Origin of the sequence: Enterobacter sp. CPE_E1241 (genome assembly GCF_045618265.1) — a bacterium.
Classification (GTDB): Bacteria; Pseudomonadota; Gammaproteobacteria; order Enterobacterales; family Enterobacteriaceae; genus Enterobacter; species Enterobacter adelaidei.
Genome location: NZ_JBIWYV010000001.1, coordinates 2,646,767 through 2,670,051 on the forward strand (window position 1 = coordinate 2,646,767; position 23,285 = coordinate 2,670,051).

The window sequence follows — 23,285 nt, forward strand, 5'->3', positions numbered from 1 at the left end:
GAATAAAACCGTACAGTGAAACGGCACGCTGATGCGCATGCCATACCACTATTATTTAAATTTTCCTGCGAGACGTCCGGCCAGTTTCTGCAGCAGTGGCTCCAGCGCCACGGCCAGCAACAATCTGACGGGCTTACGGGCAACAGATTTGATTGCCCAGCCCGCCACACCCGCCGGGCCGTAACGTAACGCCGTCAGCAGGACCAGTTTACCTGCGATTTTCAGGCCGGGTTTGACCTTCTGACCGGCCTGTTGCCAGTTTTGCTTCATGTAGGCTCTCTCTTAAAGCTGACGAAAACGACTGCGCAGCGTAAAGGTATCCGAGGTGACATAGCGCTCCATTTCCCGCAACCGCTTTTCACCTGCGGCCAGTTGATCGTCCACTGCATTCAGGAGATCGCTGCTGGTTGGCGCACCTTCCGCAGCCAGTTCACCTTCCGGCATCGGGTCGAGTACAAATGACAGAATGATGTACGCCACCAGGGTGATAAACGCGAGGCCGAAGAAAATAGACAATACCGTGACGACACGGACCAGCTTCACTGGAACATCAAGATAATGGGCCAGCCCGGCGCAGACGCCGCGCACCATACCCTGCTGCGGAATTCGCCACAGTTTTTTGTTCAGATTCAGTCCAGACATTAACGATCCCTCCAGTTTGGATGCTCGGCATCCAGGATATCTTCCAGTGCCTGAATGCGTTCGCGCATTTTATTCGCCTGTTCGGATAGCTGTACCAGACGCTGTTGTTCATTCTGGGAAAGCTCGCCCCGTGAAGAACGGTTGCTGTAGTGCAGCCATAACCAAATCGGCAAAACGAACAGCACGAAAATAGTCAGAGGTATGGCCAGAAAAAGCGCGCTCATGTGTACTCCTTGTCTTACGATGCATGGCGGCACGCTCAGGTGCCGCATAAATTATTATTGGTTATCTTGCTTCATTTTGGCTTTCAGTGCCGCCAGCTGCTCGCTGATTTCATCGTCGGCTTTCAGGTCAGCGAACTGTTGATCCAACGACTTTTGCTTACCGATGCTATGGCTTTCGGCTTCCGCTTCCATTTGATCGATACGACGTTCAAACGATTCAAAACGCGCCATCGCTTCATCCAGTTTACCGCTGTCCAGCTGACGGCGAACGTCTCGTGAAGAGCTTGCCGCCTGGTGGCGCAGAGCCAGTGCCTGTTGACGCGCACGGGTTTCGCTCAGTTTGTTTTCAAGCTCACCAATCTCTTTCTTCATGCGGTTGAGAGTGTCATCCACCAGCGTCACTTCATGCTCAAGCGCTGCAATCATGTCCGCCAGCTTCTGTTTTTCAATCAACGCTGCACGGGCCAGATCTTCTTTATCTTTACGCAGCGCAAGCTCGGCTTTTTCCTGCCATTCGTTCAGCTGAGCGGTAGCCTGTTCAATACGACGCGTTAACTGTTTCTTCTCAGCCAGCGCACGGGCGGAGGTAGAACGCACTTCAACCAGCGTGTCTTCCATCTCCTGAATCATCAGACGTACCAGCTTCTGCGGATCTTCCGCTTTCTCAAGCAGTGAGTTGATGTTGGCGTTCACGATGTCGGCAAAACGAGAAAAAATACCCATAATCTAGTCCTCATAGTTCTGTTATCGGGCAATGCCCTGCTGAACAGATAATACAAATACCATGCCAGTTTTTTATCTTATTGATTTTACTTGATCTGATTGATTTTAACGCAACGGATAACTATGCTTACCTGGTGAATATCGCTAAGGAGTGGTTAATTTCATCATGCCTGGATACAAAGACAATCTACTCGGTGAAGCAAACAGTTTTCTGGAAGTGCTGGAACAGGTCTCTCGCCTCGCGCCGCTGAATAAACCGGTGCTCATCATTGGTGAGCGCGGTACAGGTAAGGAACTGATCGCCAACCGCCTGCATTATCTATCCGGGCGCTGGGATGGCCCCTTCATTTCCCTCAACTGTGCGGCGCTGAATGAAAACCTGCTCGACACCGAGCTTTTCGGCCATGAAGCGGGCGCGTTTACCGGCGCTCAAAAACGCCATCCGGGGCGTTTTGAACGCGCCGATGGCGGCACACTCTTTCTTGATGAACTGGCCACCGCACCCATGCTGGTACAGGAAAAACTGCTGCGCGTGATTGAGTACGGCGAGCTGGAACGCGTAGGCGGCAGCCAGCCGCTGCAGGTCAATGTGCGCCTGGTGTGCGCCACTAACGCCAACCTGCCGGAAATGGTGGCGGAGGAAAAATTCCGTGCCGATCTGCTTGACCGCCTGGCTTTTGACGTCGTTCAGCTTCCACCGCTGCGCGAGCGCAAAAGCGATATCATGCTGCTGGCAGAGCAGTTTGCTATTCAGATGTGCCGGGAGCTCGGCCTGCCGCTGTTTCCAGGTTTCAGCGAATCTGCTCAGGAAACACTCCTTGCTTACCGCTGGCCGGGCAATATCCGTGAACTGAAAAACGTCGTTGAGCGTTCTGTTTACCGCCACGGCAGCAGTGAGACGGAGCTGGATAACATCATTATCGATCCTTTCCAGCGCACCATACAGCCGGCTTCCGCACCGTCGTTAGCGAGCGAGTCACCCACTCTTCCTCTTGATTTGCGTCAGTTTCAGCATCATCAGGAGCAGCAGTTGCTTGAGCAAAGTCTGAAGACGGCGAAATATAACCAGAAACGCGCGGCTGAACTCCTGGGTCTGACCTACCATCAATTAAGGGCATTGCTCAAAAAGCATCAAATGCGCTGACAATATCAGCACTTACCCGCAGACATTTTTACGAAGCAGGCGTAAGTGCGATACACTTTGCAGATCGAACCTAAAAACCTTAAAAATTATGCGTCTGGTTTTATCGTCCTTTTTTGCACTCGGTCTCTTCAGCAGCCTGGCCTTTGCTGCGCCCGAGCACGTTGCGCAGCCTGATATTCGTGACAGCGGCTTCGTCTATTGCGTAAGCGGTCAGGTGGATACTTTCAACCCGCAAAAGGCGGGCAGCGGCCTGATTGTCGATACGCTTGCCGCACAACTTTACGATCGTCTGCTGGATGTCGATCCTTACACCTATCGTCTGGTGCCTGAGCTTGCGGAAAGCTGGGAAGTGCTTGATAACGGCGCCACCTACCGTTTTCATCTGCGTGATGATGTCGCGTTTCAAAAAACGCCGTGGTTTACCCCAACGCGCAAGCTGAATGCGGATGATGTGGTCTTTACCTTCCAGCGAATCTTTAACCGCAACCACCCGTGGCATAATGTTAACGGCAGCAACTTCCCCTATTTCGACAGCCTGCAGTTTGCCGACACGGTTAAAAGCGTGCGCAAGCTGGATAACCGGACCGTTGAATTTACACTGACGCGCCCGGATGCCTCCTTCCTCTGGCACCTGGCAACCCATTATGCGTCAGTCATGTCTGCTGAATATGCGGCGAATCTGACTAAATCGGACCATCAGGAGCTGCTCGATCGTCAACCTGTCGGCACCGGTCCGTTCCAGCTCGCCGAATACCGCGCGGGTCAATATATTCGCCTGCAACGTCACGAGCATTTCTGGCGCGGCACGCCGCTGATGCCGCAGGTCGTGGTCGATCTCGGTTCTGGCGGGACGGGACGACTGTCAAAACTGCTGACCGGGGAGTGCGACGTGCTCGCCTGGCCTGCTGCCAGCCAGCTCACCATTTTGCGCGACGATCCGCGCCTGCGCCTGACGTTACGCCCGGGTATGAATATTGCCTATCTGGCGTTTAATACCGACAAACCGCCGTTAAATAATCCTGCCGTCCGCCATGCCCTTGCGCTGGCGATCAACAATCAGCGCCTGATGCAGTCGATCTACTACGGCACGGCGGAAACCGCCGCCTCAATTTTACCGCGCGCCTCATGGGCCTATGACGGTGAAGCTAAAATTACGGAGTACAATCCGGCAAAAGCGCGTGAACAACTGAAAGCGCTGGGCGCGGAAAACCTGACCCTGCAACTTTGGGTGCCCACCAGCTCCCAGGCATGGAACCCAAGTCCACTGAAAACCGCCGAACTGCTGCAGGCCGATATGGCGCAGGTGGGCGTGAAAGTGATCATCGTACCGGTTGAGGGTCGTTTCCAGGAGGCACGCCTGATGGACATGAACCATGATTTAACCCTGACCGGCTGGGCGACCGACAGTAACGATCCGGACAGCTTCTTCCGGCCGCTTCTGAGCTGTGCGGCGATCAACTCGCAGACCAACTATGCCCACTGGTGTAACCGGGAGTTTGACGCTGTGCTGCAAAAAGCACTGGCTTCCCAGCAGCTGGCCTCACGTATCGACGCCTATGACGAAGCACAGAAGATCCTTGCCCAGGAGTTGCCCGTACTGCCGCTGGCCTCTTCCCTGCGCCTTCAGGCCTATCGTTATGATATTAAAGGTCTGGTGTTGAGCCCGTTTGGCAACGCCTCGTTCGCCGGAGTGTCGCGCGAAAAAGAACAAGAGGTGAAAAAACCATGATTATTTTTACCTTACGTCGGCTTCTTCTGTTGCTGGTGACGCTCTTTTTCCTGAATTTCGTCGGCTTCAGCCTGAGCTATTTCACGCCGCATGCCCCACTTCAGGGGTCATCGCTGTGGGATGCCTGGATCTTCTGGTTTAACGGTCTACTGCACTGGGATTTTGGCGTCTCCAGCATTAACGGGCAGTTGATCTCCGATCAGCTAAAAGAGGTTTTTCCGGCCACGATGGAGCTGTGCATTCTGGCCTTCGGCTTTGCTTTGATGGTCGGCATTCCCGTGGGCATGCTGGCCGGAATTTATCGCAACAAATGGCAGGATAAGTTTATCAGCGCTCTCGCCCTGCTCGGCTTCTCGATCCCTGTCTTCTGGCTGGCGCTGCTGCTGACGCTTTTCTTCTCACTGACCATGGGCTGGCTTCCGGTCTCCGGTCGTTTTGACCTGCTCTATACCGTTAAATCGGTGACCGGTTTTGCAATCATAGACGCATGGCTCTCTGATTCGGTGTGGCGTCATGAGATGATCGTCAGCGCGCTGCGCCATATGGTATTGCCGGTGCTAACGCTGGCGGTTGCCCCAACGACCGAAGTGATCCGTCTGATGCGTCTGAGCACCATCGAGGTGTTTGATCAAAACTATGTCAAAGCCGCCGCCACGCGTGGATTATCACGTCTGACCATTTTGCGCCGTCATGTGCTACACAATGCGCTGCCACCGGTGATCCCACGACTCGGGCTACAGTTCTCCACCATGTTAACGCTGGCAATGATCACCGAGATGGTCTTTAGCTGGCCGGGGCTCGGACGCTGGCTGATAAACGCCATCCGCCAGCAGGACTATGCGGCTATTTCCGCAGGTGTCATGGTGATTGGCTCGCTGGTGATTATTGTTAACGTGATCTCCGATATTTTGGGTGCGATGGCTAACCCATTGAAGCATAAGGAATGGTATGCCTTACGATAACGTATACAGTGAAAAGCGCACGCCCGGTGTGCTGCGTACCGTGTGGCGTAAATTCTATGGTGACACCACGGCAATGATCGGCCTGTATGGCTGTGCCGGTCTGGTCTTGCTTTGCGTCTTTGGCTCGTGGTTTGCGCCGTATGGCATTGACCAACAGTTCCTTGGCTATCAGCTGCTGCCGCCTTCCTGGTCACGCTACGGTGAGGTCTCTTTCTTCCTGGGCACTGACGACCTTGGGCGCGATGTGTTAAGCCGCCTGTTGAGCGGTGCAGCGCCAACGGTGGGTGGCGCATTTGTGGTGACCTTTGCGGCAACGATCTGTGGTCTGGCGCTCGGCATTTTTGCAGGTTCCACCCATGGCCTGCGTTCGGCGGTGTTGAACCACATTCTGGACACCCTGCTCTCGATCCCGTCTCTGCTGCTGGCAATCATTGTCGTCGCGTTTGCGGGTCCGCATCTGTCGCATGCCATGTTCGCCGTCTGGCTAGCGATTTTACCCCGCATCGTTCGCTCGGTTTACAGCATGGTGCATGATGAGCTGGAAAAAGAGTATGTCGTCGCCGCCCGTCTGGACGGGGCAACAACGTTCAATATTCTGTGGTTCGCCGTTCTGCCGAACATCGCTTCCGGGCTGGTCACCGAGATCACCCGCGCCCTGTCGATGGCGATTCTGGACATCGCGGCGCTCGGTTTCCTCGACCTCGGCGCACAGCTGCCGTCACCTGAATGGGGTGCAATGCTCGGCGATGCCCTGGAGCTCATCTACGTGGCGCCGTGGGTGGTTATGTTGCCAGGTGCGGCCATTATGGTGAGCGTGCTGCTTATCAACCTGCTGGGCGACGGTATTCGCCGTGCAATTAACGCGGGGGTGCAATAATGCCGCTTCTTGATATTCGCAACCTCACTATCGAGTTCAAAACCGGTGAAGGCTGGGTTAAAGCCGTCGATCGCATCAGTATCACCCTCGCTGAGGGTGAAATTCGCGGGCTGGTGGGAGAATCCGGTTCGGGCAAGAGCCTGATCGCTAAAGCCATCTGCGGTGTGGCAAAAGATAACTGGCGCGTGACCGCTGACCGTATGCGGTTCGATGATATTGACCTGCTGCGCCTCTCCCACCGCGAGCGTCGTAAGCTGGTGGGCCATAACGTCTCAATGATTTTCCAGGAGCCGCAATCCTGTCTCGACCCGTCCGAGCGCGTGGGCAAACAGCTGATGCAGAACATACCAGGCTGGACCTATAAAGGCCGCTGGTGGCAGCGCATTGGCTGGCGCAAGCGTCGCGCCATTGAGCTGCTGCACCGCGTCGGGATCAAAGATCATAAAGATGCCATGCGCAGCTTCCCGTATGAGCTGACCGACGGCGAGTGTCAGAAAGTGATGATTGCCATCGCGCTGGCTAATCAGCCGCGTTTGCTGATTGCCGACGAGCCGACAAACGCGATGGAACCGACCACGCAGGCGCAAATTTTCCGCCTGCTGTCGCGTCTCAACCAGAATAACAACACCACCATTTTGCTGATCAGCCATGACCTGCAGATGCTTAGCAAATGGGCCGACAAAATTGATGTCATGTACTGCGGGCAAACGGTCGAAACAGCGCCCAGTGAAGATTTAATCAACGCGCCGCATCATCCATACACGCAGGCGCTGATCCGTGCCATTCCGGATTTTGGCAGCGCCATGCCGCATAAGAGTCGCCTGAATACGTTGCCAGGAGCCATTCCACTGCTGGAGTCCTTGCCGATAGGCTGTCGTCTCGGCCCGCGTTGCCCGTATGCTCAGCGTAAATGTATTGAGACGCCACGCCTGACCGGGGCCAAAAATCATCTTTACGCCTGTCATTTCCCACTGAACATGGAGAGAGAGTGAAATGGTCGAAACTTTGCTGGAAGTTCGCAACCTGAGTAAGACCTTTCGCTACCGTACGGGGCTGTTTCATCGTCAAACCGTCGACGCGGTGAAACCGCTGAGCTTTACGCTGCGTGAAAAACAGACCCTGGCGATCATCGGCGAGAACGGTTCCGGGAAATCCACCCTGGCGAAAATGCTCGCCGGCATGGTTGAACCGACGGCAGGTGAAGTGTTGATTGACGATCATCCCCTGGAATTCGGTGATTACTCTTTCCGTAGCCAGCGCATCCGTATGATTTTCCAGGATCCGTCAACCTCGCTCAATCCACGTCAGCGCATTTCACAAATTCTGGATTTTCCGCTGCGTCTGAACACCGATCTGGAGCCAGAGGCGCGCCGTAAGCGTATCTTCGAAACCCTGCGTATGGTTGGGTTGTTGCCCGATCACGAAAGCTATTACCCGCATATGTTAGCCCCGGGTCAGAAACAGCGTCTGGGCCTGGCGCGCGCGTTGATTTTGCGCCCGAAAGTGATCATTGCCGACGAAGCGCTTGCCTCGCTGGATATGTCGATGCGTTCGCAGTTAATTAACCTGATGCTGGAATTGCAGGAAAAACAGGGTATCTCTTATATCTACGTCACCCAACATCTGGGGATGATGAAACACATCAGCGACCAGGTGATGGTCATGCACCAGGGCGAAGTTGTCGAGCGCGGCAGCACGGCGGATGTGATGGCCTCTCCGCTTCATGAGCTGACAAAACGGCTGATTGCCGGTCATTTCGGTGAAGCGTTGACGGCTGATGCGTGGAGAAAGGACCGCTAAGCGCGACGGTAAACACAAATCCCCCCTAAATTAAGGATTAAATAGCCTGCGTACGCTATTTAATCCTTTAATTTTTCGTCTCCACCCCTGCTCCATATTTTAAGCAATATCAATCAACAGTTCTTCTCCAGAATATCCGGACAATACGGAGGAGAAGAAATGAACACTGTCACTTACGTTCTAAAATACACAGAGTATCTCATCAGAAAATGCCGTTCATTTTTAATGACGGACCTGCACTTTCATACCATGAGGCTTAAAAGAGTATCCGGGAAAAACCCTGACATTAACTCACCCACAACGTTGAGTGAAAAAATATGCCATCGTCTGGTCTATGACCATAATAACTTCTACACGATGCTTGCCGATAAACTCGCCGTTCGGGCGTACGTTTCCTCCAGAACAACGCGCGTGAAAACAGTGCCATTAATCGGCGTTTATACGAGGCCGTCGCAGATTGATTTTTCAGTTCTTCCTGACAAATTCGTCCTTAAGTGCAACCATGACAGCGGCAGCACAATAATTATGTACAAACAAATCGCAATTTAATGAAAGAGAAGCGTGTAAAAAGCTGAGCCTCGCGTTAAAGAAAAATCTTTACTACACCACGCGCGAATGGCAGTACAAAAACATTACGCCGAGTATACTTTGCGAGCCGTTTGTCGATCTCTTCGACGATGCTGACAGGAACACAACGCCCGAAATGCTGAGGATCCATTGCTTTCATGGTGTTGCTCACTATGTAGAAGCGGATTTTACGGATGATAACGGCAAAGGGTTTATCAACGTTTATGACAGGCACTGGAACTTACAACCCTTCCGGATGGAATATCCGAATACTTCAGTAGAGCCAGGCGAACCGCTCTTGTTCCGACAGGCTTTGTTAGCCTCCCAGGAGCTGGCGCATGGCATTGACTACTGCCGTGTGGACCTTATGTTAAAAAGAGACGAAATCTATTTCAGCGAGATAACCTTAAGCCCGAGACGCGGTAAACTGACGATTACCCCGCAGGAATGGGATGCTAAGTTAGGAAAAATATGGCATTTATCGCCGGCAGGCACATTTGACCTGCCGCTGAAGCTCACGAGTCGGGCCAGGTGAGTTTAAATATCGAGTGGTTTTGCGTCGATAAGGTATAGGTAACATCGCCACCATGAGCCAGCATGATGGCTTTTACCACCGACAAGCCCAAACCACAGCCTTCCGGGTTCACATGTCTGGCGCCATTATCGCGCTGAAAGGGCTGAAACAGGAAATCATGAAACTCTCCGGGGATGCCCGGTCCCCCGTCCTGAATAAGGATATAATTGCCTTTATCAGAAACGCCATTTTTCACGATGAGCGTGCGCGAGGTTGAATAGTGTAAGGCATTATCAAATAAAACGGTCAGACACTGATTGATGCGTAATGGATCGAATACGCATTGCTGATCCCTCAGGTCTGTATTGACGGTAAACGCCTTACGGCTGAACTCGGGCATGAACGTATCGAGTGCATTCTGTATTGTCCCTTTGAGATCCGTTCTGGACTGGCATAACGTGTAACCCGCCCCGCCATCCGAACTGATAACCCGGAGATCTTCAATCAGGCGGGTTAACCCTTCCGTCTGTTTGAGAAGATTATTAAACAGCACCGGGTCCGGGGTAAAAACGCCGTCAACCAACCCCTGAAGCCGTCCGCGTAATATCGTGACTGGGGTTCTCAGCTCATGCGCAATAGCGGCATTCCAGGATTTCCTCTGAATATCCAGCGTCTGTAATTTTTCCGCCATTTCATTGAAATCCGTCACCAGGTGATTGATCTCACCCAGCCGGGAACTGGCGCAGAATGCCCTGGCGTCCAGATCGCCCTGAGAAATCTTTTTCAGGCTGGACGCTACCGCGTTTAGCGGGGTGAGGATCCGCGATGAAAGTTTGATCGTGAAAAAGAGTGCAATAATCAGACTGATCGTTGTCGCGGTCCCAATCCATACCCAGTCCCACATCGTCATCTGCTCGTCATCGCCCGCAGCAGCGCCGCCCGGGAGGTGTTCCAGAATAAAGGAGTAAAAAAACCAGGAGCCGAGTACGGCGATGGCAATGATCGTAAACGTCAACAACAGCATATACGTTAAGATCTGACGACTCAGAACAGACTCTTTGTTCATTTCTTTTCCCCAAGCCGGTAACCCATGCCTCTGATGCTCTCTGGAACACCGTAAAGGCCAGCAAGCTCCAGTTTTTTACGCAACTTGCTCATATGGCTGTCGACCGTTCTGTCGAGCGTATCCCCTTCCGGCAGACATGTGTTGAGTAGCTCTTCGCGGGAGCAGACCTTTCGCGGGTATCTCACCAGGTATGTGAGCAATTTAAATTCGGTCGTCGTTAATACCGGGGAGACAACCTCTGCCTCCACGGTGACTTCCACGTAGAAGTCATCCGGATAGACCGTAATAAATGGCGTTCTGAGCGGCTGGGAACCCGTCTGCTGAAGCGCGGGTTTTGTCCTGCGCAGCACCGCCTCAACCCGTGCGACAACTTCAGAAGGGTTGAAGGGTTTGATCACGTAATCATCCGCGCCCAGCCTCAGCCCCATGAGCTTATCGACATCCTGATCGAGAGCGGAAACCATAATGACGGGGACAACACTTTCCTGACGAATCGTGGTGAGTACACTCCAGCCGTCACATACGGGCAGGTGAATGTCCAGCAATATGAGATCAGGTTTATGGAGGCGATTGAGCGCTATGGCCTGCTCGCCCTGCCGGGCTCGGAGCGTTTTCATTCCCGAACGCTCTAAGTAGCTCATCAGTATATCGGCGATTTCGTCTTCATCTTCAACAACTAGGATCAGCGTATTTTTGTACATTTTATCTCCGTGGGTGAAAACCCTTTGAGCTCGCTATCAGATCTCTTTAGCACAATAAGACACAGCCGCCGGGAGAAAGTGCCGTAGTCACGAAAAATTCCCGGCTGATTTACCTGCCCGGTTAATTCTCCATACAGCCTACACATTTCGTCAATAAAGACTCGACAATGCCCGTACACAATCGTTATTGAGACAAAACTCTTTTTACATTGGGCGTTGCAAATTAATCCTGTTACTTAATGACTTTATGAAGTTGACTCAAATAATGAACATGGAACTTTCTAAATATTTCTCTCCCAAAAAGCTGGGCATATATTCCCTGTTCCTGCTGCTGTCCTGGGGATTACTTTATACCTGGCTGGTGCTGGTACACAAAATGGATGAAAAAGTCGCCTCAACGCTACTCTCTTCACCCATCATCTATGGCTGCATCGCATTGTCGGTTGTCTCTCTGATAATCCAGAATAAAGCTGGCGCGTTGACTGAGCTACTCGTCGTCGCCTTCTGGTTGATGGTGATTTTTGTTTATCTCATTATTACGTTCACCGTGCTGTTAAACGTGATACCTGATATCGAGGATCTGATCTTTTACTACGAGTGTTATTTGATCATTTTTTTTGGTGGAGCCCCGCTGTACCTTATTATAAGAATGATTTGAGCCGTTGCTCCACACAACCTCCACAAACCGCCCATTTCCGCTAAACAGGTGCGCGGTAGACTCTCCCTCACGCTATTTTGCACAAAAATAACTCACTGAAAAAACCTGATAAAAATTACCCATAATGATGAACCGTAATAATCTTCGTTCTTCTGAACCTGCCGGAGTAATGCACTCGCTAAAAAAACTCGCAATACGGCACCGGAAAAAACTGGTTGTCACTTTTTTCCTGGTGGTGGCCGAAAACGTGACGTTTTTACTTTATCCCGTACTGGCTGGCATCGCGATAAATGCCATCCTCGCCGGTGAAACGCTTAACGCCGCGCTGTATGGCCTGATGGTACTTTGCATGTGGTTCATCGGTGCAGCCAGACGGAGCGTAGACACGCGCACGTTTGCACGCATTTATGCCGGACTCGCGGTTTCCGTCGTCCTGGCACAGCGCAAATATCAGCTTAACCATTCGGCGATCGCCGCCAGGGTAACGCTCTCACGCGAATATGTAGATTTCTTTGAAATGCACCTTCCCCTGCTTATTACTTCGCTGAGCTCACTTTTTGGTGCCGCAATCATGTTGATGTTTATTGAATTTTGGGCCGGCGTCATGTGCTTTGCGATTGTATTTATCCTGCTCGGATTTGTTTCAGGATACGCCCGTAAAAATGAATGGCTGTTCATGCGCCTGAATAATCGGCTGGAAAAAGAAGTGGATTATGTTCATAAGGCGGGCACGGCCACGCTTCACCGACATTACTCCACGCTGGCGCGTTTACGTATCGCATTATCTGACCGCGAGGCGTGGGGTTATTTGTGGGTTGGCGTGCTTGTTGCCGCGCTTTTTACGCTGACCATCGTCTGGATGACGCGCTCAACCGGCATCACCGCCGGACATATTTATTCGGTGATGACCTACATGTGGATGTTCGCGACGAGCCTCGATGATGCACCGCAGCTTCTTGAGAAATTTTCGCAGCTCAGGGATATCGGTAAGCGCGTATCCACTGATGATGAAATTCACGTAACGGGACGTTAATTTAATGCCGCATTTTTTTATTGAACGCCCCGTTTTCGCCTGGGTAGTGGCGCTTTTTATCGTTCTGGCAGGACTCCTGTCTATTCCCCGTTTGCCGGTTGCGCAGTATCCGGCGGTGGCGCCCCCTGGAATCATTATTTCCGTCAGTTACCCGGGGGCCAGCCCCGATGTCATGAACACGTCGGTGGTATCGTTAATCGAGCGCGAAATCTCTGGCGTAGATAATTTGCTCTACTTTGAATCATCCAGTGACACAACCGGTTCAGCATCGATTACCGTTACGTTTAAACCGGGCACGGACATCAAGCTGGCGCAGATGGATCTGCAGAATCAGATTAAGATCGTCGAGCCTCGTCTACCTCAGGCGGTAAGGCAAAACGGCATTAACGTTGAGGCCGTTAACTCTGGGTTTTTAATGATGGTGGGGCTGAAGTCCGCGACGGGTCAATTTGAGGAAGCCGATTTAAGCGACTACTTTGCCAGAAATGTCAGTGACGAGCTTCGTCGCGTGCCCGGCGTAGGGAAAGTTCAGCTGTTTGGCGGCGAAAAAGCGCTGCGCATCTGGTTGGATCCCATGAAGCTCCACAGCTACGGGCTTTCGGTGAGTGATGTTCTTACCGCTGTTGGCCAGCAAAATGCCCTTGTTTCGCCTGGTAAAACGGGAGATGAGCCCGCATCTGCAGGACAAGGGGTGACGTATCCCATCACCGTGAAGGGACAACTCTCCTCGGTAGAGGCGTTCAGAAATATCACCCTGAAATCTGACGCATCCGGCGCCCGCCTGAAATTGTCCGACATTGCGCGGATTGAATCTGGCCTGCAAAGCTACGCCTTTGGTATCCGTGAAAATGGCGTGCCCGCAACGGCGGCGGCAATCCAGCTCTCGCCTGGCGCGAATGCAATGAGTACAGCTTCCGGCGTACGGGCGCGCATCGACGAGCTTTCCCGGGTGTTACCCGAAGGAATGGGGTTTACGGTTCCCTTCGATACCGCGCCGTTTGTGAAACTTTCTATCATGAAGGTTGTTCAGACATTTGTAGAGGCGATGGTCCTGGTCTTCCTGGTTATGCTGCTGTTTCTGCACAAGATACGCTGTACGCTTATCCCGGCGATTGTTGCGCCCGTCGCACTTCTTGGCACCTTCACGGTGATGCTATTGAGCGGCTACTCCATCAATATTCTGACGATGTTCGGCATGGTCCTGGCGATAGGGATTATCGTTGATGATGCCATCGTGGTTGTGGAGAACGTTGAACGACTGATGGAGGAAAAAAGCCTGTCCCCGCGTGACGCCACGCGGCAAGCCATGCAGGAAATCACCCCGGCGATTATAGGCATCACGCTGGTACTAACCGCCGTCTTTATCCCCATGGGGTTTGCCGAAGGATCCGTCGGGATTATCTACCGACAATTTTGTATTTCCATGGCAGTCTCCATACTGCTGTCCGCGTTTCTTGCCCTGACGCTGACGCCTGCCCTGTGCGCAACGTTACTCAAGCCGCATAAGGCAGAAAAGAGCGGAGGTGGAAGGTTCGCAGTCGGGTTTAACGCGCGCTTTCGTTCGCTCACCGCCTGTTACGAAGCCGGGCTGGGTGCCGTTCTGAAGCGAACCGGGCGTATGCTGCTCCTGTACGCTGCGCTTTGTGCTGCGCTGTTTTTGGGATTGTCTTCGTTACCGTCGTCCTTTCTGCCGGATGAAGATCAGGGCTACTTTATGTCCTCAATCCAACTGCCTTCTGATGCCACAATGCAGCGTACCCTCGACGTGGTTAAAAAATTTGAAGAGGAAATTGCGGCCCGACCGGATATTGAAAGCAACATTATGATCCTGGGGTTTGGATTTTCAGGTTCAGGACCAAATTCGGCTATGGCCTTCACCACGCTGAAGGACTGGAAAGATCGGCAGGGCTCGACGGCCCAGGGGGAAGCCGACTGGATACAGGCCAGTATGGCAAACGTCCCTGATGCCGTCACGATGAGCCTGCTCCCGCCGGCCATTTCGGATATGGGCACCTCCTCGGGCTTCACCTGGTACGTGCAGGACAGAGCGGGACTAGGCTACGAGGCGTTAAAGCGCGCTGCCGACGCACTGGTCCTGCAAGCCAACCAACGCCCTGAACTCAATGACGTCTATATAGACGGACTTCCGGAAGGAACAAGCCTTGCGCTCCAGGTTGATAGAGAAAAGGCGGAAGCGATGGGCGTCTCATTCGATGAAATCAACCAGACGCTCTCCGTCACCCTGGGCTCAAATTACGTCAATGACTATACGAATAACGGCCGCGTTCAGCAGGTGATTATTCAGGCCGATGCGCCCCACCGAATGCAGCCAGAGCAGATACTGACATTATCAGTGAAAAACCGGATGGGACAGATGGTGCCGGTATCGACGTTTGCCACGCTTTCCTGGAACGTTGCGCCGCAGCAGTTGACGCGTTATCAGGGATATTCGGCTATTCGCATTACCGGAAATGCGGCGCCGGGAGAGTCCAGCGGCACCGCAATGAAGGTTATGGAGAACGTGTCCAGGAGTCTGCCTCAGGGCATGGCTGGCGAGTGGGCCGGGAGTTCATTGCAGGAGAGAAAATCGGAATCTCAGCTTCCGGGCCTTATCGTCCTGTCGATACTGGTCGTGTTTATGGTGCTGGCCGCCCTGTATGAGAGCTGGTCTATTCCTTTTGCGGTCATGCCGGTTGTTCCGCTGGGTCTTATCGGCGCGGTGATAGCGGTGTCCGTTACCGGCATGACGAATGACGTTTTCTTCAAGGTCGGCCTGATTACGCTTATCGGCCTGTCGGCCAAGAACGCCATTCTGATTGTTGAATTTGCCAGGCAGCTCCATCGACAGGGGCAGCCCCTGCTGGCTGCAACCATTCATGCTGCCAGCCAGCGTCTGCGCCCCATTCTGATGACGTCGTTAGCCTTCACCTTAGGGGTTGTTCCGTTGATGCTGGCCAATGGTGCGAGCGACAGTACGCAGCATGCCATCGGTACCGGCGTATTTGGCGGAATGATTAGCGGTACGCTTCTCGCGATCTTCTTCGTACCGGTTTTCTTTATCGTCATCGCGCGCTTCATCGATAACCTCAGCAAAGCGTGAATACCCTTGCGGGATCGCGCTTTCTCGCTGGTTGGATGAGGTGAACGTGTTGCCGGGTGATATACTGGACTAATGCTGAAATTTTGAGTCCCCGCGAGTCCGCGACGCATTCTTCGGGGCATGCGTCTTCGGAGAAGTGCGAGAAATATCGTGACACAAGGGGCTGTGAGTGGGCTATAATTTCGAGCTAATTTCGAATGATTTTGAAATACTGCCTGTAACACTATGAATTACAAGGCAAAATAAGCAATGAATATAAGGATTAAAGCTATGGGTTTTCTTTCCGGTAAGCGCATTCTGGTGACCGGCGTTGCCAGCAAACTGTCCATCGCATACGGCATCGCACAGGCTATGCACCGCGAAGGCGCTGAGCTGGCGTTCACCTACCAGAACGACAAGCTGAAAGGCCGTGTTGAAGAGTTTGCCGCGCAGCTGGGTTCCAGCATTGTTCTGGAATGTGACGTTGCACAAGACGAAAGCATCGATGGCATGTTTGCTGAACTGGCAAAAGCATGGCCGAAATTCGACGGTTTCGTTCACTCCATCGGCTTCGCTCCTGGCGACCAGTTGGACGGCGACTACGTGAACGCGGTTACCCGTGATGGCTTCAAAATCGCTCACGACATCAGCTCCTACAGCTTCGTGGCGATGGCTAAATCTTGCCGCGCGATGCTGAACCCGGGCGCAGCGCTGCTGACCCTGTCCTACCTGGGCGCTGAACGTGCTATCCCTAACTACAACGTCATGGGTCTGGCTAAAGCGTCTCTGGAAGCCAACGTACGCTATATGGCGAACGCAATGGGTCCTGAAGGCGTGCGCGTTAACGCCATCTCTGCAGGTCCTATCCGCACCCTGGCAGCTTCCGGTATTAAAGATTTCCGTAAAATGCTGGCACACTGCGAAGCGGTTACCCCGATTCGTCGTACCGTTACCATTGAAGATGTGGGTAACTCTGCTGCATTCCTGTGCTCTGACCTTTCCGCTGGTATCTCCGGTGAAGTGGTTCACGTTGACGGTGGCTTCAACATCGCGGCAATGAACGAGCTGGAAATTAAATAAGTTTTGGCTCTCTTCCCGCATGGGAAGAGAGTTTTTCCCTCCGCGCCCCCCCTTCGTTATTCCGTTCTGCTATTTGTTATCACCTAACAATATTTTTCCCTTTATCAGCCTTACGCCAGGATATTGATCGCCATTTTGAGATCAAGGAACGCACATGGAACAACGCCGTTTTTCCGGCAAAGGCCACTGGTACCACGAAACCCAGTCCAACCACGCGCAAACGGATGTTCTGCCCCTGGTGCCCGAAGCCGCTAACGTCGACGATCGTTTTTTGCTCGATTTAGCCCTGCCTGATGAGATTGTCGCCGCCTGTACAGGCTGGCTTACTCCTGCAAGAGCCTTATGCCAACTGCTGTTTCCGCTCTCAGTTCCCGTGAATCGCCTGCAAACGCTCAGCGCTTACGATCGGCTCAGTACCGCGTTAACCGTTGCGCAGGCCTGCGGCGTTCAGCGGCTGTGTAACCACTACGCCGCCCTCCTCGCCCCGCTTCCCGGCCCGGACTCCTCGCGTGAAAGCAACCGACGTCTGGCGCAAATCACCCAGTATGCCCGCCAGCTCGCCAGCTCTCCTGATGTCATTGATGATAAAGCCCGGAACCAGCTTGATGAGGTGGGCTTGTCAACCTACGACATTGTGGTGATTAACCAGATTATCGGCTTTATTGGTTTTCAGGCTCGCGTAGTCGCGGTGTTTCAGGCTCTGCTGGGACATCCTGTTCGCTGGTTGCCGGGCCATCATATTCAGCCGCACACCCTGCCCACGCCCCATGACGCGTGGGTACCGCTTTTACCCGTCGTCGAACTGCGCTATGCAAGTGCACATCAGCTTGAATCTCTCTCCCGCTGGCAGTCGGAACCCGCGCTTGAAGCGCTGACGCCGGTCCTTTGCCATGAACCGACGCTACTCGACCTGACGGGAGAAATCCTGATCAACATTCGCGAAGAGATTTCTCTGACCTCTCCCGCACTTTCGGCAGCGACAGAACTGCTGACACGCTCTCCTGACCGCTTCAGCGCCGCACAGTTTACCCCGCTCATGGATGCAGGACTCCCTGCCGTACACGCAATCGAACTGCTAAGCCAAAGCGCATTTGATGGCTGGCTCAATCGTCTGAACGTCGCGTTTGGTAAAGAGGAATAACCATACTAATTACCCAAAGAGCGCTTGCTGATACAGTGAGAATCGCGTAAAACTGTCAGCCGCTCAATGGCTACGAAAATAGAACATTATGTTTCAGGACAACCCGCTGCTAGCGCAGCTTAAACAGCAACTGCATTCCCAGACGCCGCGTGCAGAAGGGGTCGTAAAAGCCACAGAAAAGGGTTTTGGCTTCCTTGAAGTTGACGCGCAGAAAAGCTATTTCATTCCGCCACCGCAGATGAAAAAAGTGATGCATGGCGATCGCGTCATGGCCGTCATTCATACCGAGAAGGATCGTGAGTCCGCCGAGCCGGAAGAACTGATCGAACCGTTCCTGACCCGTTTTGTGGGCAAGGTGCAGAGAAAAGACGATCGTCTTTCTATCGTGCCGGATCATCCCCTGCTGAAAGATGCTATTCCCTGCCGCGCCGCCCGTGGCGTTGAGCATGATTTTAAAGAAGGTGACTGGGCAGTAGCAGAAATGCGCCGTCATCCTCTGAAAGGCGATCGCGGTTTTTATGCTGAATTGACCCAGTTCATCACCTTTGGCGACGACCATTTCGTGCCGTGGTGGGTGACGCTTGCACGCCATAATCTTGAAAAAGAGGCGCCGAATGGCGTTACAACTGAGATGCAGGATGAAGGCCTGGTTCGTCGCGATCTCACTGCCCTGGAATTTGTCACCATTGACAGCGCCAGTACAGAAGATATGGATGATGCCCTCTACGCTGAAGAGAGTGCCGATGGCAAACTGCATTTGACTGTCGCCATTGCGGACCCAACCGCGTGGATTGCTGAAGGCAGCAAGCTGGACGATACGGCGAAAACCCGCGCATTCACCAACTACCTGCCTGGCTTTAACATCCCGATGCTGCCGCGCGAGCTGTCAGACGACCTCTGTTCACTGCGTCCACATGAAGTGCGTCCGGTACTTGCCTGCCGCATGACCATCGCTGCAGATGGCACGATTGAAGATGATATTGAGTTCTTCGCCGCGACCATTGAATCAAAAGCCAAGCTGGCTTATGACAATGTTTCCGACTGGCTGGAGAACACCGGCAGCTGGAAACCGGAATCAGACGCCATTGCCGCTCAGATTCGTCTGCTGCACCGTATCTGTCTGAACCGCGGCGAGTGGCGTAAAACCCATGCGCTGGTGTTCAAAGACCGTCCGGATTACCGCTTTGTTCTGGGTGAAAAAGGCGAAGTGCTGGATATCGTGGCCGAGCCACGACGCATTGCCAACCGCATTGTTGAAGAAGCGATGATTTCTGCCAACATTTGCGCCGCTCGCGTGCTGCGAGACAAACTGGGCTTTGGCATTTACAACGTCCACACTGGATTTGATCCGGCCAATACCGAAGCGCTGGCAGCCTTGCTGAAAAATCACGATGTGCACGTTGATCCAGAAGAAGTACTGACGCTGCCGGGCTTCTGCAAGCTTCGTCGCGAGCTTGACGCACAGCCTTCTGGTTTCCTGGATAGCCGCATTCGTCGCTTCCAGTCCTTTGCAGAAATCAGCACAGAGCCAGGTCCGCACTTTGGCCTGGGACTGGAAGCCTACGCGACCTGGACATCCCCGATCCGTAAGTATGGCGATATGGTTAACCACCGCCTGCTGAAAGCGATTATCAAAGGCGAAACGATTGCACGTCCTCAGGACGATACCACCCAGCAGATGGCCGATCGTCGTCGTCTGAACCGGATGGCAGAACGTGATGTTGGGGACTGGCTGTACGCGCGTTTCCTGAAGGACAAAACCGGTACAGATACCCGCTTTGCTGCGGAGATCATTGATATCAGCCGTGGCGGTATGCGCGTCCGTCTGGTGGATAACGGTGCTGTCGCCTTTATCCCTGCTCCGTTCCTGCACGCTGTCCGTGACGAAATGGTCTGTAGCCAGGAAAATGGGACTGTGCAAATTAAAGGTGAAACGGTTTACAAAGTCACAGATGTGATTGACGTAAACATCGCTGAAGTTCGCATGGAAACCCGCAGCATTATCGCGCGCCCTGTCGCCTGATAACCTGTTAAAATGTCGGTCCTTTCTTTGCAGGAGAGGCCGACATTTTACTTTTATCTTTCACCACAAAATCATCACTTTTTCTTACTATTTTCAATCTCCCTCCGCCCAAACTCACCATAATTATCTACAGTAAAAGAGTGTTGTTATATTCGGTTACGTGAATTTTTATACGCTACGTATCCTTTTTAGCGTGACTCGTTTTATTATAAGAATTCAGGGAAAAAACAATAAGTTCACTTCGGTTTTGCCGCTGTTTCACAACGGAAAAGTCGACAGCAAATGAATAATTTGTGCGCTAATGAGCAGCTGCGGGAGAATACATGATGGACGATCTGGAGCAGAATTTGCTGTTTCGTTACATGGGCACTCACAGCCCATGGTGGCGATTATCAGCTGACAGCAACGCTCTGCATCTTGCCGCAAGTGAAAATGCCGACGTGACTCAGGTGGTGTCGCTGGACGACGAACAGGCTGACCTCATCCGTCAGTTAACTGTTATTACCTCCAGCATTTCAATGACACTCTCTTTGTACGGGGAAAATGTCCCTGTCCATCTTGTCGGACGCAAAATAACCCGCAATGAGTGGGCTGGCACCGCTTCCTCCTGGAATGATACCCCCTCCGTGGCCCGCGATCTGGCACAGGGTCTCTCATTTGCGGAACAGGTAGTCTCAGAGGCCAACTCCGTCATTGTTATTCTCGATCATAACGGTAATATCCAGCGTTTTAACCGACTAAGTGAAGAGTATACCGGCCTGAAAGAACAGGAAGTCATTGGCCAGAACGTGTTTAAGCTCTTTATGAGCCGCAGCGAAGCAGCGGCCTCAAAGCGCAATATTACCGGTTTCTTTCGTAACGGCAGTTCGTATGAAGTCGAACGCTGGATCAAAACGCGAAAAGGACAAAGATTGTTTCTGTTCAGAAACAAATTCGTTCACAGCGGCAGCGGTAAAAATGAAATTTTTCTTATCTGTTCCGGTACCGATATTACAGAGGAACGCCGTGCTCAGGAGCGGCTGCGCGTGCTGGCCAATACCGACACCATCACCGGGTTGCCAAACCGCAATGCGATCCACGAACTGATTTCAGATGCCATCGACAGCCGTGGCGAAACGCAGGTTGGCGTGGTCTATCTCGATCTTGATAACTTCAAAAAGGTCAACGATGCCTACGGGCATATGTTTGGCGATCAGCTGCTTCAGGCTGTCGCCCTCGCTATTTTGAGTTGTCTTGATGAGGGCCAGATACTGGCTCGACTCGGCGGTGATGAGTTTATTGTCATGGCCACAAATACCTCGCAGGGTTCTCTGGAGGCAATGGCGTCGCGCATTTTAACCCGTCTGCGCCAGCCGTTCAGAATTGGTCTGATTGAAATTTACACCGGTTGTTCTCTGGGTATCGCGCTCGCACCACAGCATGGCATTGACCGGGAAAGCGTCATTCGCAATGCCGATACTGCGATGTACACCGCCAAAGAGAACGGACGGGGTAAGTTCTGTGTCTTCTCACCTGAGATGAACCAGCGCGTGTTTGAATATCTCTGGCTGGACACCAACCTGCGTAAAGCGCTTGATAACGATCAGTTGCTGATCCACTACCAGCCCAAAATAACCTGGCGTGGGGAAGTCCGTAGTCTTGAAGCGCTGGTCCGCTGGCAGTCACCAGAACGCGGTTTGATCCCTCCGCTGGAATTTATCTCTTATGCCGAAGAGTCGGGTTTGATTGTGCCCTTAGGTCGCTGGGTGATGCTGGACGTGGTTCGCCAGATCGCTAAATGGCGCGACAAGGGGATTAATCTGCGCGTGGCCGTGAACGTCTCTGCGCGCCAGCTGGCCGATCAGACTATTTTCAGTGATTTAAAACAGGCGCTAAAAGATCTGAACTTTGAATACTGCCCTGTGGACGTTGAGTTAACCGAAAGCTGTCTTATCGAGAACGAAGAGCTGGCGCTTTCAGTAATCCAGCAGTTCAGCAAGTTAGGGGCGCAAATTCATCTGGATGATTTTGGCACGGGCTACTCTTCGCTCTCGCAACTGGCCCGATTTCCGATCGATGCCATTAAACTCGATCAATCTTTTGTCAGGGATATTCATAAGCAATCCATCTCCCAGTCCCTGGTTCGCGCGATTGTTGCGGTGGCACAGGCGTTAAATCTGCAGGTGATTGCGGAAGGCGTGGAAAGTGCAAAAGAAGACGCCTTTCTGACTAAGAATGGCGTCAACGAACGGCAGGGTTTTCTTTTTGCTAAGCCGATGCCCGCTGCCGTATTCGAGCGATGGCTAAAACGATATCAATCGCGAAATCAGCGTTAACTGGCTTTGCGTAAACCCGCCGCATGATGGCGGTTTTGCAGTATAACCAGACGCTCCATATAGGCGATATCTTTTGGCTCGAGGCAGAATGCGGCATCAACCCAGTCTTCTGTAATGTCCATCAGCTCGCTGCGGGGCAATTGCAGAACGCGTGTACGGGCACGTAACATTGATCTTATACCGTTCAATTTTGGCCGCAGCGTGTCGATAAATGTCCTGACAGAGACGTAGCTTTGTCCAGGTTCAAACAGCACATCCACCAGCCCGTGCTGTTCGTACCATTCTGCCGTATGCGATTCCCCTTTATAGATGAGTTCCTCTGCCAGTTTCATACCGGAGCGACGTGCAACAAGTGAGTATCCCCCCATGCCCGGGAACAGGTTGAAGGCAATCTCGGGGAAACCTAAACGGGCATCGCGCTGAGCCAGTACGAAATGGTGCGCCAGAGCGGCCTCAAACCCGCCACCTAACGCACTGCCTTCTACCATTGCCAGCGTGATAGCCCCCGTATCAAACCCGCGTGATGCCGCATGAACGCAATCAACGCAGGCGCGTGCATATGCCCGTAACGCTTCCCGACGTCCGTTCTGAATGCACTCGACGAAGAACTGTAAATCACCTCCTGTATTGTACATTTCAGGAACCAGCGATCCGGTTACCCAAAAATCGACCTCAAAACCAGACTGACGCACCAACCATGAGAGGTTCATGATCTCCTCAATTAGCGCATGATTGAAGCAAGGACGCGGCTGGGCCTGCAGCATCATCCAGACTGTACGGCGCTCCGCCTCGTAATACCCTGATAACTGCGTGAAACGTTTAGAATCGGTAAACAGTGTGCATGTAGGCTGATTGATAACTGTCATAGTCTAATTCCTCTTATAAAAAAGCGCCTTGCGCGCAGTTTTAGACTAATCCACTCATTAAGCCCACTGCATGAGAGGGAATAAATTTATCACTGTTGTTTATGTAATTTAGTTATTGCATTTTTTCCCTTCTCTTTTGAT

20 protein-coding genes and 1 pseudogene are annotated in these 23,285 nt (G+C 52.6%); 14 read left to right on the plus strand and 7 right to left on the minus strand.

Features of this window, described 5'->3' with window-relative positions; genetic code table 11:
- Nucleotides 1-51: 51 nt before the first annotated feature.
- From pspD to pspA, 4 genes are read right to left on the minus strand one after another with little or no spacing between them, the layout of a single operon-like run.
- The gene (pspD, locus tag ACJ9Y9_RS12950; RefSeq protein ID WP_028018826.1) at nucleotides 52-270 is read right to left on the minus strand and encodes a phage shock protein PspD; all 219 of its coding nucleotides are present in this window, start codon (nucleotides 268-270) and stop codon (nucleotides 52-54) included.
- A 12-nt stretch (nucleotides 271-282) separates the two neighbouring features.
- On the minus strand, nucleotides 283-642 hold the full coding sequence (gene pspC, locus ACJ9Y9_RS12955) for an envelope stress response membrane protein PspC (protein WP_028018825.1): 360 nt from the start codon (nucleotides 640-642) through the stop codon (nucleotides 283-285).
- On the minus strand, nucleotides 642-866 hold the full coding sequence (gene pspB, locus ACJ9Y9_RS12960) for an envelope stress response membrane protein PspB (RefSeq protein ID WP_028018824.1): 225 nt from the start codon (nucleotides 864-866) through the stop codon (nucleotides 642-644). The genes pspC and pspB overlap by 1 nt, the downstream gene beginning before the upstream one ends.
- 54 nt (nucleotides 867-920) lie before the next feature.
- Complete coding sequence (gene pspA / locus ACJ9Y9_RS12965) at nucleotides 921-1,589, minus strand: phage shock protein PspA (protein ID WP_028018823.1); 669 nt, start codon at nucleotides 1,587-1,589, stop codon at nucleotides 921-923.
- A 166-nt stretch (nucleotides 1,590-1,755) separates the two neighbouring features.
- Here pspA and pspF point away from each other — a divergent pair, with 166 nt between their 5' ends.
- From pspF to ACJ9Y9_RS13000, 7 genes and pseudogenes are all read left to right on the plus strand, one after another.
- The gene (gene pspF / locus ACJ9Y9_RS12970) at nucleotides 1,756-2,733 is read left to right on the plus strand and encodes a phage shock protein operon transcriptional activator (RefSeq protein ID WP_028018822.1); all 978 of its coding nucleotides are present in this window, start codon (nucleotides 1,756-1,758) and stop codon (nucleotides 2,731-2,733) included.
- 88 nt (nucleotides 2,734-2,821) lie between these two features.
- The gene (sapA, locus tag ACJ9Y9_RS12975) at nucleotides 2,822-4,462 is read left to right on the plus strand and encodes an ABC transporter substrate-binding protein SapA (protein ID WP_028018821.1); all 1,641 of its coding nucleotides are present in this window, start codon (nucleotides 2,822-2,824) and stop codon (nucleotides 4,460-4,462) included.
- Entirely contained in the window at nucleotides 4,459-5,424 is a 966-nt protein-coding gene (gene sapB, locus ACJ9Y9_RS12980; RefSeq protein WP_028018820.1) for a putrescine export ABC transporter permease SapB, read from the plus strand. The genes sapA and sapB overlap by 4 nt, the downstream gene beginning before the upstream one ends.
- Nucleotides 5,411-6,301, plus strand: coding sequence for a putrescine export ABC transporter permease SapC (gene sapC, locus ACJ9Y9_RS12985; RefSeq protein WP_028018819.1), 891 nt, complete (start codon nucleotides 5,411-5,413; stop codon nucleotides 6,299-6,301). The genes sapB and sapC overlap by 14 nt, the downstream gene beginning before the upstream one ends.
- On the plus strand, nucleotides 6,301-7,293 hold the full coding sequence (sapD, locus tag ACJ9Y9_RS12990; protein ID WP_028018818.1) for a putrescine export ABC transporter ATP-binding protein SapD: 993 nt from the start codon (nucleotides 6,301-6,303) through the stop codon (nucleotides 7,291-7,293). The genes sapC and sapD overlap by 1 nt, the downstream gene beginning before the upstream one ends.
- 1 nt (nucleotide 7,294) lies before the next feature.
- Nucleotides 7,295-8,101, plus strand: coding sequence for a putrescine export ABC transporter ATP-binding protein SapF (gene sapF, locus ACJ9Y9_RS12995; RefSeq protein WP_028018817.1), 807 nt, complete (start codon nucleotides 7,295-7,297; stop codon nucleotides 8,099-8,101).
- 159 nt (nucleotides 8,102-8,260) lie between these two features.
- Nucleotides 8,261-9,203 (plus strand): annotated as a pseudogene (locus ACJ9Y9_RS13000) (ATP-grasp fold amidoligase family protein).
- Here ACJ9Y9_RS13000 and ACJ9Y9_RS13005 read toward each other — a convergent pair.
- A complete protein-coding gene (locus ACJ9Y9_RS13005) occupies nucleotides 9,184-10,248 on the minus strand; it encodes an ATP-binding protein (RefSeq protein ID WP_028018816.1) in 1,065 nt (354 codons plus the stop codon). The pseudogene ACJ9Y9_RS13000 and the gene ACJ9Y9_RS13005 overlap by 20 nt on opposite strands.
- The gene (locus tag ACJ9Y9_RS13010) at nucleotides 10,245-10,949 is read right to left on the minus strand and encodes a response regulator (RefSeq protein WP_028018815.1); all 705 of its coding nucleotides are present in this window, start codon (nucleotides 10,947-10,949) and stop codon (nucleotides 10,245-10,247) included. The genes ACJ9Y9_RS13005 and ACJ9Y9_RS13010 overlap by 4 nt, the downstream gene beginning before the upstream one ends.
- A gap of 265 nt (nucleotides 10,950-11,214) precedes the next feature.
- Here ACJ9Y9_RS13010 and ACJ9Y9_RS13015 point away from each other — a divergent pair, with 265 nt between their 5' ends.
- The 7 genes from ACJ9Y9_RS13015 to pdeR all read left to right on the plus strand — a co-directional run bounded on the left by ACJ9Y9_RS13015 (nucleotide 11,215) and on the right by pdeR (nucleotide 22,278).
- On the plus strand, nucleotides 11,215-11,607 hold the full coding sequence (locus tag ACJ9Y9_RS13015) for a transporter (RefSeq protein WP_374936333.1): 393 nt from the start codon (nucleotides 11,215-11,217) through the stop codon (nucleotides 11,605-11,607).
- 169 nt (nucleotides 11,608-11,776) lie between these two features.
- Nucleotides 11,777-12,640 carry an ABC transporter six-transmembrane domain-containing protein gene (locus ACJ9Y9_RS13020; RefSeq protein ID WP_028018813.1) on the plus strand — a complete coding sequence of 288 codons (864 nt, stop codon included), beginning with the start codon at nucleotides 11,777-11,779 and terminating at the stop codon, nucleotides 12,638-12,640.
- Nucleotides 12,641-12,644: 4 nt separating this feature from the next.
- Nucleotides 12,645-15,740 carry a multidrug efflux RND transporter permease subunit gene (locus ACJ9Y9_RS13025; protein ID WP_028018812.1) on the plus strand — a complete coding sequence of 1,032 codons (3,096 nt, stop codon included), beginning with the start codon at nucleotides 12,645-12,647 and terminating at the stop codon, nucleotides 15,738-15,740.
- Between the two features lie 270 nt (nucleotides 15,741-16,010).
- Complete coding sequence (gene fabI, locus ACJ9Y9_RS13030; protein ID WP_003856831.1) at nucleotides 16,011-16,799, plus strand: enoyl-ACP reductase FabI; 789 nt, start codon at nucleotides 16,011-16,013, stop codon at nucleotides 16,797-16,799.
- Nucleotides 16,800-16,953: 154 nt separating this feature from the next.
- Nucleotides 16,954-17,940, plus strand: a complete 987-nt coding sequence (locus ACJ9Y9_RS13035; protein WP_028018811.1) for a CMD domain-containing protein — start codon at nucleotides 16,954-16,956, stop codon at nucleotides 17,938-17,940.
- An 88-nt stretch (nucleotides 17,941-18,028) separates the two neighbouring features.
- Nucleotides 18,029-19,963 carry an exoribonuclease II gene (locus ACJ9Y9_RS13040; RefSeq protein ID WP_028018810.1) on the plus strand — a complete coding sequence of 645 codons (1,935 nt, stop codon included), beginning with the start codon at nucleotides 18,029-18,031 and terminating at the stop codon, nucleotides 19,961-19,963.
- A 323-nt stretch (nucleotides 19,964-20,286) separates the two neighbouring features.
- A complete protein-coding gene (gene pdeR / locus ACJ9Y9_RS13045) occupies nucleotides 20,287-22,278 on the plus strand; it encodes a cyclic di-GMP phosphodiesterase (protein WP_028018809.1) in 1,992 nt (663 codons plus the stop codon).
- Here the strand turns inward: pdeR and ACJ9Y9_RS13050 are convergent.
- The gene (locus ACJ9Y9_RS13050) at nucleotides 22,275-23,144 is read right to left on the minus strand and encodes a crotonase/enoyl-CoA hydratase family protein (protein ID WP_028018808.1); all 870 of its coding nucleotides are present in this window, start codon (nucleotides 23,142-23,144) and stop codon (nucleotides 22,275-22,277) included. The two genes, pdeR and ACJ9Y9_RS13050, sit on opposite strands and share 4 nt — an antisense overlap.
- Nucleotides 23,145-23,285: the final 141 nt, after the last annotated feature.

Bases quoted from the DNA above. Each gene is read 5' to 3' on its own strand.
- pspD (WP_028018826.1), bottom strand. From the start codon at position 270: ATGAAGCAAAACTGGCAACAGGCCGGTCAGAAGGTCAAACCCGGCCTG.
- pspC (WP_028018825.1), bottom strand. From the start codon at position 642: ATGTCTGGACTGAATCTGAACAAAAAACTGTGGCGAATTCCGCAGCAG.
- pspB (WP_028018824.1), bottom strand. From the start codon at position 866: ATGAGCGCGCTTTTTCTGGCCATACCTCTGACTATTTTCGTGCTGTTC.
- pspA (WP_028018823.1), bottom strand. From the start codon at position 1,589: ATGGGTATTTTTTCTCGTTTTGCCGACATCGTGAACGCCAACATCAAC.
- pspF (WP_028018822.1), top strand. From the start codon at position 1,756: ATGCCTGGATACAAAGACAATCTACTCGGTGAAGCAAACAGTTTTCTG.
- sapA (WP_028018821.1), top strand. From the start codon at position 2,822: ATGCGTCTGGTTTTATCGTCCTTTTTTGCACTCGGTCTCTTCAGCAGC.
- sapB (WP_028018820.1), top strand. From the start codon at position 4,459: ATGATTATTTTTACCTTACGTCGGCTTCTTCTGTTGCTGGTGACGCTC.
- sapC (WP_028018819.1), top strand. From the start codon at position 5,411: ATGCCTTACGATAACGTATACAGTGAAAAGCGCACGCCCGGTGTGCTG.
- sapD (WP_028018818.1), top strand. From the start codon at position 6,301: ATGCCGCTTCTTGATATTCGCAACCTCACTATCGAGTTCAAAACCGGT.
- sapF (WP_028018817.1), top strand. From the start codon at position 7,295: ATGGTCGAAACTTTGCTGGAAGTTCGCAACCTGAGTAAGACCTTTCGC.
- ACJ9Y9_RS13005 (WP_028018816.1), bottom strand. From the start codon at position 10,248: ATGAACAAAGAGTCTGTTCTGAGTCGTCAGATCTTAACGTATATGCTG.
- ACJ9Y9_RS13010 (WP_028018815.1), bottom strand. From the start codon at position 10,949: ATGTACAAAAATACGCTGATCCTAGTTGTTGAAGATGAAGACGAAATC.
- ACJ9Y9_RS13015 (WP_374936333.1), top strand. From the start codon at position 11,215: ATGAACATGGAACTTTCTAAATATTTCTCTCCCAAAAAGCTGGGCATA.
- ACJ9Y9_RS13020 (WP_028018813.1), top strand. From the start codon at position 11,777: ATGCACTCGCTAAAAAAACTCGCAATACGGCACCGGAAAAAACTGGTT.
- ACJ9Y9_RS13025 (WP_028018812.1), top strand. From the start codon at position 12,645: ATGCCGCATTTTTTTATTGAACGCCCCGTTTTCGCCTGGGTAGTGGCG.
- fabI (WP_003856831.1), top strand. From the start codon at position 16,011: ATGGGTTTTCTTTCCGGTAAGCGCATTCTGGTGACCGGCGTTGCCAGC.
- ACJ9Y9_RS13035 (WP_028018811.1), top strand. From the start codon at position 16,954: ATGGAACAACGCCGTTTTTCCGGCAAAGGCCACTGGTACCACGAAACC.
- ACJ9Y9_RS13040 (WP_028018810.1), top strand. From the start codon at position 18,029: ATGTTTCAGGACAACCCGCTGCTAGCGCAGCTTAAACAGCAACTGCAT.
- pdeR (WP_028018809.1), top strand. From the start codon at position 20,287: ATGATGGACGATCTGGAGCAGAATTTGCTGTTTCGTTACATGGGCACT.
- ACJ9Y9_RS13050 (WP_028018808.1), bottom strand. From the start codon at position 23,144: ATGACAGTTATCAATCAGCCTACATGCACACTGTTTACCGATTCTAAA.